The following is a 13,023-nucleotide window of genomic DNA, read 5'->3' as shown; positions in this document are numbered from 1 at the left end:
CGAATGCGGACGATCTGGCTGAGCCTTCTGCTTTGCACGACCCTTGCGGCCGTCTCTGGTCAGGCCTTTGCGGACGAAAGCCGCGCCAGGCAGATCCTCGACCGCTTCGAGCATGCCAACCAGTGGCGCGACCATGTCATGGTGGCCGCCCATCGCGCAGGCAGTATGCAGGCCGGCAAGACGCTTTATGCGGAAAATTCGCTCGCCGCCGTCAAAGGCTCGATCGCCATGGGCGCCGAGATCGTCGAGGTCGACATCAGGCGCTCGAAGGACGGCGCGTTCGTCGTCATGCATGACAGCTGGCTCGACCGCACCACGACCTGCAACGGCGAGGTGGCAAAATACACGCTGGCCGAACTGAAGACCTGCCGCTTGGTGATCGAGGGCACCCGCGCCGTCACCGACGAGAGGGTTTCGACGCTGCGCGAGATGCTGCTGGCGACCAGGGACCGGATCCTGATCAATCTCGACAACAAGCTCGAAGTCGGCGACCTGCCGGGCATGATCGCGGTGGCGCGCGATCTCGGCATGGCCGACCAGGTCATCGTCAAGGAGAACCTCTGGAACCAGACCAGGATTGCCACGGTGAAGGCCGCCATGGCCGCGATCGGCGGCGGCGTCCAGTTCAAGCCGATCATCGCCGATGACGCGGTGCATGATGCCGGTTTCGCCGAAACGGTCGACCACGCCTTCTCGCCGCGCGCGATCGAGCTGATCAACTGGCGGGCTGGCGCCGAGACGCTGACCGAAACCGGCGGACCGCTGTTCAGCACGCGCATGCGCGCGGCCGCGGTGCGGGGCAACTGGCACATCTGGGCCGACACTTATGCCATCGTCAACAAGCCCGGCGGGTTTCTCGCAGGCGGCCGTGGCGACGAATTGGCGGTCCAGGCCAGCCTGCCGCGCGAAGCCTGGGGTTTCTGGGCCGATCGCGGCGCCACCATCATCCAGACCGACGAACCGAAGGCGGCCATCGATTGGCTGGCGGCGAACGGTTACCGCGTGCCCTATGCCGGGACGGGCGAACGCATCGAACCCGCCGCGACCGCCAGCATCAATTGATTTGCCGGGATCGGCATCCCTGACTGGTTGTCGCAGGCTGGCCTCTCCTGACGGAACGGTGTCAGCGAGAAGCCGTTATGCCAAGGCATGACCGACACCATCGTTTCCAAGCCCCGCGCCACCTATGCCGCCACTGTCGCCGCGACCAGTCTCGGGTTCGTGGTGGTGCAGCTCGATGTCTCCATCGTCAATGTCGCCCTCAACAGGATCGGCGCTGCACTTTCGATGGGCATAGGCGGCCTGCAATGGGTGGTCGATGCCTACACGCTTGCCTTCGCCTCGTTGCTGCTCGCCGGCGGTGCGCTCGGCGACAGGATCGGCGCCCGCCGGGTGTTCGTCGGCGGCATGGCGCTGTTCAGCATCGCCTCGCTGGTTTGTGGCCTGGCAGGGAGCCCTTGGGTGCTGATCGCGGCGCGCGCCGTGCAAGGCGCGGGTGCGGCTTTGCTGATGCCGTGTTCGCTGGCGCTGCTCAACCGTGCCTACGCTTCGGACAAGGCGCGCCGCGCGCGGGCCGTCGGCCTGTGGACGGCGGCTGGCGGTGTTGCACTTTCGGCCGGGCCGGTGCTCGGCGGCTTCATGGTCGGGTCGCTCGGCTGGGCAAGCATCTTCCTGGTCAACCTGCCCATCGGCGCTCTTGCCATCTGGATGGCCTACCGGTTTCTACGCGAAACGCCGCTGAAGGCTGAAAAGCCGCCGATCGACTGGGCCGGGCAGGGGCTTGTCGTGCTGACGCTGTTTTCGCTGACCGGCGCCTTCATCGAAACCGGCTCGTCCGGTTGGGCTTCATTGCCGGTTATCGGCGGACTGGCCGTGGCTGCAGTGGCCGGAAGCCTGTTCCTGCTGGTCGAGAGCCGGACCAAGGCGCCGATGTTTCCACTGAAGCTATTTGCCAGCCGCGTGCCGGCGGCGACCAGCCTCGTTGGACTGGCGGTCAATCTGACGCTCTACGGCACGATTTTCATGCTCAGCCTCTATTTCCAGCAGGAAAGGCATTTTTCGCCTGAAATGACCGGGCTCGCCTTCCTGCCGTTCATGGCGGCGGTCACCGTGTCGAACATTGCCGCCGGACGCATCGCCGCGACGTATGGCCCTCGGTCGCCGATGGCGATCGGCCTGCTTATCGGCGCGGCCGGTTTCGGCCTGATGGCGCTGATCCAGGCCGACACCTCTTATCTGTCGCTGCTGTGGCGGCTGCTGTTTCTGCCGGTCGGCATCGGTCTTGCGGTGCCCGCCATGACCACGGCGTTGCTGTCGTCCGTGCCGACGGCAATCTCGGGAACAGCCTCGGGCGTGCTCAACACGGTGCGCCAGTCGGGTGGGGCGATCGGCGTCGCGCTGTTCGGCTCCGCTTTGGCGCTGGGCACGATCCAGGGCATGCAGCTTGCTTTCCTCGCCTCCGCGCTCGCCGTGGCGTTCTCGGCGCTCTGCGCCTTCCTGTTCATCCGCGACGCGGATCATTCCGCAGGATAGGGATTCGCAATGCAAAAAGGCCGCCCGGAGGCGGCCTTTCGATTGCCCAAACTGCGGAGCGCTTAGCGCTTCGAGAACTGGAAGGAGCGGCGGGCCTTCGCCTTGCCGTACTTCTTGCGCTCGACGACGCGGCTGTCGCGGGTCAGGAAGCCGCCCTTCTTGAGCACGGCGCGCAGCGCCGGCTCGTAGTAGGTCAGCGCCTTGGAGATGCCGTGACGCACCGCGCCGGCCTGGCCGGAGAGGCCGCCGCCGACGACGGTGGCGACGATGTCATACTGGCCCGAACGGTTGGAGGCGATGATCGGCTGGTTGAGGATCATCTGCAGGACCGGACGCGCGAAATAGGTCGCGAATTCCTTGTCGTTGACGACGATCTTGCCGGAACCCGGCTTCACCCAGACGCGCGCAATGGCGTTCTTGCGCTTGCCGGTGGCATAGGCGCGGCCCGACTTGTCGAGCTTCTGGACGTGGACGGGTGCCGCGGCCTGCGTATTGGTGTTGCCGGTGGCGGCGCCCAGTTCTGCGAGCGAGGAAAGCTCAGCCATCTTATGCGACCTTCTTGTTCTTGGAATTCAGCTTGGCCACGTCGAGGACTTCTGGCTGCTGGGCGACATGCGGATGCTCGGCGCCTGCATAGACGCGCAGGTTCTTCATCTGGCGACGGCCGAGCGGACCACGCGGGACCATGCGCTCAACGGCCTTCTCGACGACGCGCTCGGGGAAGCGACCCTCGAGCAGCTGGCGCGCGGTGCGCTCCTTGATGCCGCCGGGGTGGCCGGTATGCCAGTAATAGACCTTGTCGGTGAACTTCTTGCCGGTGAACACCACCTTGTCGGCATTGATGACGATGACATTGTCGCCGTCGTCGACATGCGGGGTGAAGGTCGGCTTGTGCTTGCCGCGAAGATGATTGGCGATGACAGTGGCGAGACGGCCGACGACGAGACCCTCGGCGTCGATCAGGATCCACTTCTTCACCACATCCGCAGGCTTCTGCGAAAAGGTTGTCATGTTTTCTGCTCTCGGTTTTGACCTTCAAAGAGAAGGCGTTTCTTGTTGCTTGGATTGGCGATGAGACGCTTGCCCGCCGCCAATAACAAAACGGCGGCCTTTGCGGGCCGCTGCTTCGTGAGGGCTTATAGGCGACGGGGAATTGCGCGTCAAGCCGATCAAAAAGCCATCTAGCGAAGAAACGGAAGTAAAAACAATAGCTTAGTAAAAAGGTATTATTTTACCACATCACCGGTGCGCTTCGGTGGGATCGAATAGGTGCCGGTGGCGTGCGCGATCGTGTGTGCTTGCGGGCCGGCGACGATGTCGATGTCGAACACCATCAGGCTCTTTCCCAGCTTCAGGATGCGGCAATGGCCATCGATCGGCCCGGCCTCGGCCTTGCGCACGAAGTTGATGTCGAGGTTAACCGTCACGGACAGCGCATCCGGCCCGGCATGGGAAAGCACGCAGACATAGCCGCCAATGTCGGCCAGCGTGAACAGCGATGGACCGGACACCGTGCCGCCCGGACGCAAATGCCGCTCGCCGGCATTGAGCCGCACGGTGCAGCCGCCTGGGAAAACGTCGATGGCCTCATAATATTTGAACTGCTCGTTGAGCTGGGGATAGACGGTTTCCATCAGCACATTGACTTGTGCTGCGGTCAGCATCGGCTTGAGGTTGGTCTGGGCGGGCATGTCGGTATCTCGCTTTTACGCCAAGCCTGTATGAACGCGGCAGGGCGTTGCTGGCAACATCTTCGGCCTTCTGGCGCAAGCGATGGGTGTTGGATGAAAGCCGATCCGATATTAGATAGTCCGTAAGCCCGACCGGAATCGCGGAGACCTTAGCCATGGCCGAAATACTTGCCATCAAGCCTGTTGCTGCCGAGGGGCCGGTCACGACCAGGCTGGACAAGGGCGTGCTGCGGCTCACCCTCGCCAATCCCCCGGCCAATGCTCTGTCGCTAGCGGTAATGGCGGCGCTGACGGCGGAACTCGACCGCGCCGGGGCTGACAAGGCGGTTCGTGTCATCATCCTGTCGGCGGCCGGGAAAGTGTTCTGTGCCGGCCATGATCTCAAGGAAATGACCGCGCGCCGCGCCGACGCCGATCGCGGCAAGGCTTTCTTCGAAGAGACATTCGCCGCTTGCGCCCAGCTGATGCAGGCGATCGTGCGCCATCCCGTGCCGGTCATCGCAGAAGTCGACGGCCTGGCGACGGCCGCCGGCCTCCAGCTTGTCGCCAGCTGCGACCTGGCGATCGCCTCGCATGAGGCGACCTTCTGCACGCCGGGCGTCAATATCGGCCTGTTCTGCTCGACGCCGTTGGTGGCGCTGTCGCGCAACGTCTCGCGCAAGCAGGCGATGGAGATGCTGCTGACCGGCGAGACGATCGACGCGGCAACCGCCAAGGAGTTCGGCTTGGTCAACCGCGTCGTGCCGCGCGAATACCTGAATCAGATCGTCACCAAATACGCGCAAACCATTGCTTCCAAATCATCTTTGGTGGTCAAGACCGGCAAGGAGGCCTTTTACGCGCAAGCCGAAATGGGCCTGGCGGACGCCTATGCCCATACCGGCCGCGTCATGGTGGAGAACATGTTGGCGCGGGACGCCGAGGAAGGCATCGGCGCCTTCATCGGCAAGCGCAAGCCGGAATGGACGGACGAGTAGCCGTGGAGCCGCGCATCTCCATCGTCACCATCGCCACGGACGATCTCGATCGCGCCGTGCGCTTCTACGAAGCCATGGGTCTGCAACGGCATGCCGCGATAACGGACGGCGTCGCCTTCTTCCAGATGGGCGGGGTCATTCTCGGGCTGTTCCCGCGCGCCAGTGCCGAGGCGGATTCCGGCATTACATTCGCCGGAGCGCCGTCCGCCGTCTATCTCGCCTACAACACCCGCTCCGACGCCGAGGTCGACGAGGTGCTCGCCATGGCCGAGAAAGCCGGCGGCCGTATCGTCAAGCCGGCCGGCCGCGCCTTCTGGGGTGGCTGGTACGGCTATTTCGCCGATGCGGACGGGCACGTCTGGGAAGTGGCGCACAATCCGGCCTTTCCGATCGCGCAAGACGGCACGATTTCGTTGCCCGGGTGATGGCTTACCGCAAACAGCTGACGCGGCTCAAGGCACCATACCTCAAGCGCGTCCTGCTTGACCCAGCGCGGGTCGCGGACTGGGAAAAATATCCCTGGAACCTGCCGCTGTTTCGCGGCCGTGACTTCGAACTCGAATTCACCACGCCGATCACCATTATCGTCGGTGAGAACGGCACCGGCAAATCGACGCTGCTGGAAGCGATTGGTGCTTTGGCCGGCTATGACGAGGCCGGCGGCGGCAAGGGTTACCGCCCGGTCGACCACTCTCGTGCCATCGACAAGAGCGGTGCCGCACTGGCCGACAATTTTCGTTGCCACTGGCTGCCGAAGGTTACCGCGGGTTGGTTCTTCCGCGCCGAATCCTTCTATTCCGTTGCCCGTTACCTCGACGAGGCAGCTAGGGAATCGGGCGGGACGCCGCCGGATTTCCTGTCCTGGTCGCATGGCGAGGGTTTCATCCGCTTCTTCGAGGAGCGCTGCCGCAGGCAAGGCATCTACATCCTCGACGAGCCCGAGAGCGCGCTTTCGCCGTCGCGCCAGATCGAGCTGCTGAAGATGCTGCGGCGCATGGACCAGTCCGGCACCGCGCAGGTGATCATGGCGACGCACTCGCCATTGTTGATGGCCTGTCCCGGCGCGCGGCTGTTCCGCATCAGCCGCTTCGGGCTCGAGCCCGCCGACTTTCGTGATACGGACCACTTCCGCATGTTGCGCGATTTCAGCAACGACCCGGATGGTTTTCTCGCCGAGGCGTTGTATGAGGACGAGGCATGAATCACGATAGCTACGACAACACCTACATCGCCGGCATCCTCAATTCGGTGAAGACCATCGCCATGGTCGGCGCGTCGGCCAATGACGTCAGGCCGAGCTATTTCGTGCTGAAATACCTGCTGGCCAAGGGCTTTTCGGTGTTTCCGGTCAATCCGGGCCAGGCCGGCAAGGAAATCCTCGGCCGGATGACCTATGCCAGTCTGGCCGATATTCCGGAGCCGATCGATATGGTCGACATCTTCCGCGCCGCGACCGCGGTGCCGGGCATCGTCGACGAGGTATTGCGGCTCGATCCCTTGCCGAAAGTCATCTGGATGCAGCTCGGTGTGCGCCATGACGAGGCCGCCGCTCGCGCCGAGGCCGCCGGCATCAAGGTGGTGATGAACCGCTGCCCCAAGATCGAATACGGCAAGCTCTCCGGCGAGATCGGCTGGACCGGTGTCAATTCCGGGGTGCTGTCGTCCAAGAAGCCGCTGATGCGCCAGGGCTTCCAGAGTTTCGGCGTGCGTCAGAAATAGGCCGCGAGCGAGAAGCGCAAAATTATTCCGGCTAGCGCCGTATTTTCCTGCAGCTTGGTCGAAGGTCCCACGCCGAAGGGTATTTTCTTCTTTGCATTCCATGCCCGGCTTCGCCAAGAATGCTCGGCGATTTTCAGAAGGTTCTCGAGGGAGGTTTTAAGTGACCCGTACGCCCGGTTTCAACACGCTCGCCGTCCATGCCGGCGCCAAGCCCGATCCGGCCACCGGCGCGCGCGCCACGCCGATCTACCAGACGACCTCCTTCGTCTTCGATGATGCCGACCACGCCGCGTCCCTGTTCGGCCTGAAGGCGTTTGGCAACATCTACACCCGTATCATGAACCCGACGCAGGCCGTGCTCGAGGAGCGCGTCGCCGCACTCGAAGGCGGCACGGCTGCCCTCGCGGTCGCATCCGGCCACGCCGCGCAGGTCATCGTCTTCCACAATCTGATGCAGCCGGGCGACAATTTCGTCGCCGCGACAAGGCTCTATGGCGGCTCGATCAACCAGTTCGGTCATGCCTTCAAGAATTATGGCTGGGAAGTGCGCTGGGCCGACACCAACGACATCTCGACCTTCGAGAGCCAGATCGACGACAGGACCAAGGCGATCTTCATCGAGAGCCTGGCCAATCCGGGCGGCACTTTCGTCGACATCGAGAAGATCGGCGACATCGCCCGCAAGCATGGCTTGCCGCTGATCGTCGACAACACGCTGGCCTCGCCCTATCTGATCCGTCCGATCGAGCACGGCGCCGATATCGTCGTGCATTCGCTGACCAAGTTCATCGGCGGCCATGGCAATTCGATCGGCGGCGTCATTGTCGATGGTGGCACCTTCGACTGGTCGAAGTCGGGCAAGTACCCGATGCTGTCGGAACCGCGCCCCGAATATGGCGGCCTCGTCCTGCACGAAACCTTCGGCAATTTCGCTTTCGCCATCGCTGCGCGCGTGCTTGGCCTGCGCGATCTCGGCCCGGCGATCTCGCCCTTCAACGCCTTCCTCATCCTGACTGGCCTGGAAACCTTGCCGCTGCGCATGCAGCGTCACTGCGACAACGCCGTCACGGTCGCCGGCTGGCTGTCCAACCACCCCAAGGTCGCCTGGGTGAACTACCCCGGCCTGCCCAGCGACAAGAACAACGCGCTGCAGAAGAAATACTCACCGCTGGGCGCCGGCGCCGTCTTCACCTTCGGCCTCAAGGGCGGCTACGAGGCCGGCGTCAAATTCGTCGAGGCGCTGGAACTGTTCTCGCATCTGGCCAATGTCGGCGACACCAAGTCGCTGGTCATCCATCCAGCGTCAACCACGCACCGCCAGCTCTCCGACGAGCAGAAGGTCAAGGCCGGCGCCGGCCCGGACACCGTGCGGCTTTCGATCGGCATCGAGGACGTCACCGATATTGTCGCCGACCTCGAACAGGCACTCGCCAAGGTTTGATTGCTGATGGCCGCTTTTCTTTCCGTCGACACCAAGAGCGTCGAACCCGAATCCGGCGCGCCCGCGCCGGATCGCCTGATCTCGGGCGATCCAAAATTCCGCACCTGGAACGTCGAGGAGCGGGACGGCGGCCTCTATGCCGGCATCTGGGAATCGACTCCCGGCAAATGGCGCATCGTTTATGACGAGTGGGAATTCTGCCACATCCTGTCCGGCGTTTCGGTGATCGCGCAAGACGGTGGGCAAGCGCGCACGGTCAAGTCGGGTGACAGTTTCGTGCTGAGGCCGGGCTTCAAGGGCAGCTGGGAAGTGCTTGAAACCACCCGCAAGGAGTATGTGATCAAGCTGTGATCACTTCGCCGGAAACTGGCTTAGGCAGGCTTCCGACGCCTTGTCATGCGCGGTCAGCAGATCGGCGTCCTGGGCTTCGATATCGGCGTCCGTGATCTCGTCTCGATAATATTGCGCCAGGAGGTCGAGCCCCTGCTGGCTGACGCCATAGGTCGGGATTTCGCGGGCGACGCAGCCGCATAGTGCGAGCGCGCGATCGGGCGAGCCAATCTTGTGGTTGGTCATGATGAAATCCTGCGCCGGGCAGGCGTCGAGAAAGGCGCCGAAATTCAGCTTCTGCTGCGGCTGGTCGCCATGGTCGAAATAGGCCGGCGGCCATTGGCTTTTGCCGCTCGCGACCTCGCAGCCCGTGGCGACGTCCTGGGCGCTTTTCGATAGAGCGAGCCAGGCATCCTCCTTGTCGCCTATCGGATAGTCGAAATCTTCGCCCATGAGTGAGGCCGCATAGGCGTCAAGGTCGGCCTGCGTGAAGCCGACCTTCTGGAATCGGTTGAACTGGCATTGGCAAGCGGCGCTCACCTGCTCCGTTTCACCCTGCGACGGCTGTTCGCTCAACTTGTTTTTCTGGCAGGCCGCCACGAAAGCGGTGCCATCAAGCGTCGAAGCGGGAAGGGTGGAAGCGTCGACATAGCGCTTTCCGCCCCAGCCGATAGTCATCGTGTCGGATTGGATGTCGAAAAAGCCGTTCCGTTTGAAGGGGCTGAGCGCGATCTTGTCCTGCGGCACCAGCCGCGCGCCGGGAATGTCGCCGAGAACCTCCTGATAGCTGTCGCCTTCCAGGACGAACAGGAAGTTGCCGCAATTGACGCCGTCGCAGCCCGGCGCATAGCGGTAGGCGAAGATCTCAGGCAAGCCGTCAAGATTGAGATCGACCTCGATGGCGAAGGATGCCAGCGGCAGGCCCTTCGATCCGGTCTGCCGCTCCAGGAGGCCTATCGCCATCTTCTGCGCGATGGCCATGCTGTTCTCCCACGGGATGTTCTCCGGCTGTTGCTGGGCACGCGCCGTGCCCAGGCTGGCGCATAGAAACGCCAATGCGAACGCCGTCGCCGGTCTCCAGAACAGTCTCATCGCGCAGCCCCAGGCCCGCGATCGTTCAGAAGTCGACGGCGAGCATTTCCAGCCCATGGAAGTGGTAAGTGTCGCGGAAGCGGGGCTGTTCGGCAAGATGCAGCCGCGGATGCCGCTCGAACAAAGTCTTCAGCGACACCTGCAATTCGAGCCGCGCCAGCGGCGCGCCGATGCAGAAATGGATGCCGGCGCCGAAGGACACGTTCTTCTGGTCGCTCCGGTCCGGCCGGAAGGCCTGCGGTTCGGCAAAGGCGCGCGGATCATGATTGGCCATGCCGAGCAAAAGCCCGATGGTCTGGCCCGGCTGCACGACGATGCCGGGCGCAATCTCGATTTCCTGGTAGGCGTAGCGCGTGAACATGTGCAGCGGGGCGTCGAAGCGCAGGCATTCCTCGACGGTTGCGGCTGTCGCTTCCGCCGAGGTGAAGAAGCGGCTGGGATCGCCGCCTTGCGCCAGGATCGAGCGCACCGCGTTGCCGGCCTGATGCACGGTCGCTTCATGGCCGGCATTGAGCAGCAGTATGGCCGAGGACACCATTTCGTCCTCCGACAGCCTCTGGCCGTCCTCCTGTGCCGAGATCAGCAGCGACAGCAGATCGTCGCCGGGGTTCTTGCGTCGCTCGATAATGTAGCCGCGCAGGAAATCGGTGAATTCGCCCGCGGCGCGATTGGCCGTCTCCTCGGTCTCGCGCGTGCGGCCATGAACGTACATGGCGACCATTTGATGCGACCAGTCGAGCAGTTGCGGCCCCATCTCGACCGGCACGCCGAGCATTTCGGCGATGATGGTGATCGGCAGGGGGGAGGCGAAGGCGGGAAGCAGGTCGACCGGCCCGGCCGGGTCAAAGCGGTCGATCAGCTCGTTGGCGAGCGCCTCGACACGCGGCCGCAGCCGCTCGACCTGGCGCGAGACGAAGGCCCGGTTGACCAGCGTTCTCAGCCGCGTGTGCACCGGCGGTTCCAATTCGAGCATGGAGTTGGCTTCAATGCCGTCGAACGCCTTGAGATGGCTGCGGTCCTGGCCAACACCACGGCTGTCGGGAATGCCGGCCGGGTTCTGGCGGCCGAAGCGGCGGTCGCGCAGCAGCCGGTTGACATCGTCGAAGCCGCCCAAGCACCAGAAGCCGAATTCCTCCCAGAAGAAGGCGTTCGAGACGCCGTGCAGGAAGGCGTAAGCCTCGTACGGGTTCAGGAAGAAAGCCGGCTCGTGCGGGTCGAGCCGCAACTGGCGAGTGGCTGGATCAAAGGCAAGATAGGGGAGCGTCGAATTGGTCATGCCAGACCCATAGCGCGGCTTGCCAGCCTCATTCCAGACCGTATGTTGGCGCCCGCACTCCAATGAATTGAGCCAGCCAATGCGGCTGCGGAAGGCGTGAACGATGAACGTGATCGTTGTCGGCGCGGGGATTGCCGGTCTTTCCACGGCGTGGTCGCTGGTCAAGGCCGGCCACAGCGTGTCGATCGTCGAGCAGGGGCCGATCCCCAATCCGCTGGCCGCGTCCGGCGATCATCACCGCATCATCCGCCGCGCCTACCGCGCCCGAAGCGGCTATGGCCGGCTGATCACCGAAGCCTACGAGGCCTGGGACGAGATGTGGGCCGATCTCGGCGAAAGCCACCTTGATGCGCGCGGATTCGTCTGCATTTCGCGCGAACCGGGCGACGAGGCCGAGGAATACCGCGAGGGCCTGGAAGAGGGGAATTTTCCCTTCGAACTGTTCGAACCAGACGCCGCCGTCAAACGCTGGCCTTTCATCGAGCCGGGCACGTTCCGCTATGCCTATTATTCGCCGGAAGGCGGCGCGCTCCATTGCCGCAAGATCGCTTCCGGCCTTGCCGCCTGGCTGCGTACCAATGGCGCCAATGTCTACGAACACAGCAAGGTGACCGCGATCGACTCCGAAACTGGCCGCATCGTGCTCGAAAGCGGCGAAACCATGCAGGCCGACCGCATCGTCGTCGCTGCTGGCGCCTGGGTGCTGAAACTGTTTCCGGAACTGGACGGTGAACTGAAGACCTATCGGACAGCCCTTGCCTATGCCGAACCGCCGGCCGACCTGAAGGCGGCCTGGGAGGCGGCACCGGTCGTCCTCGACGTCGGCGGCGCGGTCGATGGCTACGTGATCCCGCCTTCCGGCGGCGCCGGCATGAAATTCGGCTCAGGTCTGCACAGGGTGTCGACCAGCGACGCCGACTGGAACCGTCAGCCTGTGCCGGGCGAGGGGGAGGCGATCCGCAACCTCTTTTCGCCACCAATCGCCCGCATCCAGGAGTATGAGGTGACCGAGGTGGTCACCTGCGCCTACACCTTCACCGCCGACGAAAAATTCATGGCGCATGCGAAAGGTAAGTGCCTTGTTGTCTCGGCCTGCTCAGGCCATGGCTACAAGTTCGGCGCGGCGGTCGGCAGGCGCGTTGCGGCGGCTGTCGGCGATGGCGATAGCGACGGCCTGAAGGCGTGGCTGCGGGCGGAGGTGGCCTAGTCCTGGCAGTGCCTCGGAATATGCACGCGCCGCCAGCCAGACGACCCTTCTCTGACCACCACGCGCCGCGCGACGGTCAGGTAGGAGGCGGGGACATCGATGATGCGCCTTCGCTCCGGCCGCACCAGCACTTCCTCGGCGATCTGGTCGTATTGCGCCGGAATGACGACGCGCCTTGTGCGCTCCGGCTGGATCACCACCGTCTCGGCGACGCGTTCGTAGCGCGCCTTGTGCCAGATCTTGCACAGAACCCTGCGACCATGGATGACGCGCCATTCCCAGGAATAGCCGGCGCCATCGACCCTCACCGTGTGGTAGACGGTGCGGGTAACGGCAGGCACGACCTCGTAGGTCACTTGTGCCGGAACCGTCATCACCACGCGTTCGCGTGTGCCGTAGATCGGCGGGGTGTAGTCGACCTGCTGGCCGGGCGGACTGACCATCACGTCTTCATAGACCGTGTCGTAGACGTCAGGCGTGTGGACCGGTTCGTAGCATTCCACGGCGCGGCCGCCGGCCGCCGTCTGCGAAGTCGTGCCAAGCATGGCCAGCCCGGCAATGGCGAAGGATGCGCTTCTCCTGAACATGACACTCCCCCTGTTTGAACCGTACGCACAAGTTCAACGTTGAATTGTAGGGGAAGACGCCGCTGAGAAAAGCGGTTTCGGCGCATTTCGTTAAGTGACGCGGTTAAGAAACTGCTACGTTGCGGCCCGGTACCGTCTGCTCCGGAACCGGTGCAGGCGTCAGCGATGCGA

The 13,023-nt window shown here is 63.7% G+C and carries 15 protein-coding genes; 9 read left to right on the top strand and 6 right to left on the bottom strand.

Going from position 1 to position 13,023, the window contains the following annotated elements:
- Positions 1-3 precede the first annotated feature (3 nt).
- Together JG747_RS23785 and JG747_RS23780 are read left to right on the top strand one after the other, a co-directional pair.
- Positions 4-1,062: a glycerophosphodiester phosphodiesterase family protein gene (locus tag JG747_RS23785; protein ID WP_202360170.1), complete on the top strand. Its 1,059-nt coding sequence runs from the start codon at positions 4-6 to the stop codon at positions 1,060-1,062.
- Positions 1,063-1,149: 87 nt separating this feature from the next.
- Positions 1,150-2,532: an MFS transporter gene (locus JG747_RS23780; RefSeq protein ID WP_202360169.1), complete on the top strand. Its 1,383-nt coding sequence runs from the start codon at positions 1,150-1,152 to the stop codon at positions 2,530-2,532.
- 62 nt (positions 2,533-2,594) lie between these two features.
- Here JG747_RS23780 and rpsI read toward each other — a convergent pair whose 3' ends face one another.
- The 3 genes from rpsI to JG747_RS23765 form a co-directional block, all read right to left on the bottom strand.
- Complete coding sequence (gene rpsI / locus JG747_RS23775; protein ID WP_010915637.1) at positions 2,595-3,077, bottom strand: 30S ribosomal protein S9; 483 nt, start codon at positions 3,075-3,077, stop codon at positions 2,595-2,597.
- 1 nt (position 3,078) lies between these two features.
- The gene (gene rplM / locus JG747_RS23770; protein ID WP_010915638.1) at positions 3,079-3,543 is read right to left on the bottom strand and encodes a 50S ribosomal protein L13; all 465 of its coding nucleotides are present in this window, start codon (positions 3,541-3,543) and stop codon (positions 3,079-3,081) included.
- A gap of 215 nt (positions 3,544-3,758) precedes the next feature.
- Positions 3,759-4,223: a PaaI family thioesterase gene (locus JG747_RS23765; protein ID WP_064982595.1), complete on the bottom strand. Its 465-nt coding sequence runs from the start codon at positions 4,221-4,223 to the stop codon at positions 3,759-3,761.
- Between the two features lie 155 nt (positions 4,224-4,378).
- Here JG747_RS23765 and JG747_RS23760 point away from each other — a divergent pair, with 155 nt between their 5' ends.
- The 6 genes from JG747_RS23760 to JG747_RS23735 all read left to right on the top strand — a co-directional run bounded on the left by JG747_RS23760 (position 4,379) and on the right by JG747_RS23735 (position 8,711).
- On the top strand, positions 4,379-5,200 hold the full coding sequence (locus JG747_RS23760) for an enoyl-CoA hydratase (RefSeq protein ID WP_202360168.1): 822 nt from the start codon (positions 4,379-4,381) through the stop codon (positions 5,198-5,200).
- A gap of 2 nt (positions 5,201-5,202) precedes the next feature.
- Complete coding sequence (locus tag JG747_RS23755; protein ID WP_027046749.1) at positions 5,203-5,625, top strand: VOC family protein; 423 nt, start codon at positions 5,203-5,205, stop codon at positions 5,623-5,625.
- Entirely contained in the window at positions 5,625-6,401 is a 777-nt protein-coding gene (locus tag JG747_RS23750) for an AAA family ATPase (protein WP_019857662.1), read from the top strand. The genes JG747_RS23755 and JG747_RS23750 overlap by 1 nt, the downstream gene beginning before the upstream one ends.
- Positions 6,398-6,919 (top strand): CoA-binding protein, encoded by a 522-nt coding sequence (locus JG747_RS23745; RefSeq protein WP_032929940.1) that lies wholly within the window; start codon positions 6,398-6,400, stop codon positions 6,917-6,919. The genes JG747_RS23750 and JG747_RS23745 overlap by 4 nt, the downstream gene beginning before the upstream one ends.
- A gap of 160 nt (positions 6,920-7,079) precedes the next feature.
- Complete coding sequence (locus JG747_RS23740; protein WP_019857664.1) at positions 7,080-8,360, top strand: O-acetylhomoserine aminocarboxypropyltransferase; 1,281 nt, start codon at positions 7,080-7,082, stop codon at positions 8,358-8,360.
- A 6-nt stretch (positions 8,361-8,366) separates the two neighbouring features.
- Positions 8,367-8,711: a cupin domain-containing protein gene (locus JG747_RS23735; protein ID WP_027046750.1), complete on the top strand. Its 345-nt coding sequence runs from the start codon at positions 8,367-8,369 to the stop codon at positions 8,709-8,711.
- On the opposite strand, the gene JG747_RS23730 is transcribed toward JG747_RS23735, so the two are convergent.
- A complete protein-coding gene (locus tag JG747_RS23730; RefSeq protein ID WP_244748206.1) occupies positions 8,712-9,782 on the bottom strand; it encodes a hypothetical protein in 1,071 nt (356 codons plus the stop codon).
- Between the two features lie 25 nt (positions 9,783-9,807).
- The gene (locus JG747_RS23725; RefSeq protein ID WP_202360167.1) at positions 9,808-11,058 is read right to left on the bottom strand and encodes a cytochrome P450; all 1,251 of its coding nucleotides are present in this window, start codon (positions 11,056-11,058) and stop codon (positions 9,808-9,810) included.
- A gap of 103 nt (positions 11,059-11,161) precedes the next feature.
- On the opposite strand from JG747_RS23725, the gene JG747_RS23720 reads away from it, so the two are divergent.
- Positions 11,162-12,265: an NAD(P)/FAD-dependent oxidoreductase gene (locus JG747_RS23720; RefSeq protein WP_202360166.1), complete on the top strand. Its 1,104-nt coding sequence runs from the start codon at positions 11,162-11,164 to the stop codon at positions 12,263-12,265.
- On the opposite strand, the gene JG747_RS23715 is transcribed toward JG747_RS23720, so the two are convergent.
- Positions 12,262-12,852 (bottom strand): hypothetical protein, encoded by a 591-nt coding sequence (locus tag JG747_RS23715; RefSeq protein WP_202360165.1) that lies wholly within the window; start codon positions 12,850-12,852, stop codon positions 12,262-12,264. The genes JG747_RS23720 and JG747_RS23715 overlap by 4 nt on opposite strands.
- Positions 12,853-13,023 lie beyond the last annotated feature (171 nt).

Source organism: Mesorhizobium sp. 131-3-5, from assembly GCF_016756575.1.
Taxonomy (GTDB): domain Bacteria; phylum Pseudomonadota; class Alphaproteobacteria; order Rhizobiales; family Rhizobiaceae; genus Mesorhizobium; species Mesorhizobium jarvisii.
The sequence above is the reverse complement of the archived record's forward strand: the minus strand, read 5'-3'. Positions and strand labels throughout refer to the sequence as shown.

Coding starts and splice junctions, on each gene's coding strand:
- JG747_RS23745 (WP_032929940.1), top strand. CDS start 6,398: ATGAATCACGATAGCTACGACAACACCTACATCGCCGGCATCCTCAAT.
- rplM (WP_010915638.1), bottom strand. CDS start 3,543: ATGACAACCTTTTCGCAGAAGCCTGCGGATGTGGTGAAGAAGTGGATC.
- JG747_RS23780 (WP_202360169.1), top strand. CDS start 1,150: ATGACCGACACCATCGTTTCCAAGCCCCGCGCCACCTATGCCGCCACT.
- JG747_RS23725 (WP_202360167.1), bottom strand. CDS start 11,058: ATGACCAATTCGACGCTCCCCTATCTTGCCTTTGATCCAGCCACTCGC.
- JG747_RS23760 (WP_202360168.1), top strand. CDS start 4,379: ATGGCCGAAATACTTGCCATCAAGCCTGTTGCTGCCGAGGGGCCGGTC.
- JG747_RS23715 (WP_202360165.1), bottom strand. CDS start 12,852: ATGTTCAGGAGAAGCGCATCCTTCGCCATTGCCGGGCTGGCCATGCTT.
- JG747_RS23720 (WP_202360166.1), top strand. CDS start 11,162: ATGAACGTGATCGTTGTCGGCGCGGGGATTGCCGGTCTTTCCACGGCG.
- rpsI (WP_010915637.1), bottom strand. CDS start 3,077: ATGGCTGAGCTTTCCTCGCTCGCAGAACTGGGCGCCGCCACCGGCAAC.
- JG747_RS23730 (WP_244748206.1), bottom strand. CDS start 9,782: ATGAGACTGTTCTGGAGACCGGCGACGGCGTTCGCATTGGCGTTTCTA.
- JG747_RS23765 (WP_064982595.1), bottom strand. CDS start 4,223: ATGCCCGCCCAGACCAACCTCAAGCCGATGCTGACCGCAGCACAAGTC.
- JG747_RS23785 (WP_202360170.1), top strand. CDS start 4: ATGCGGACGATCTGGCTGAGCCTTCTGCTTTGCACGACCCTTGCGGCC.
- JG747_RS23735 (WP_027046750.1), top strand. CDS start 8,367: ATGGCCGCTTTTCTTTCCGTCGACACCAAGAGCGTCGAACCCGAATCC.
- JG747_RS23750 (WP_019857662.1), top strand. CDS start 5,625: ATGGCTTACCGCAAACAGCTGACGCGGCTCAAGGCACCATACCTCAAG.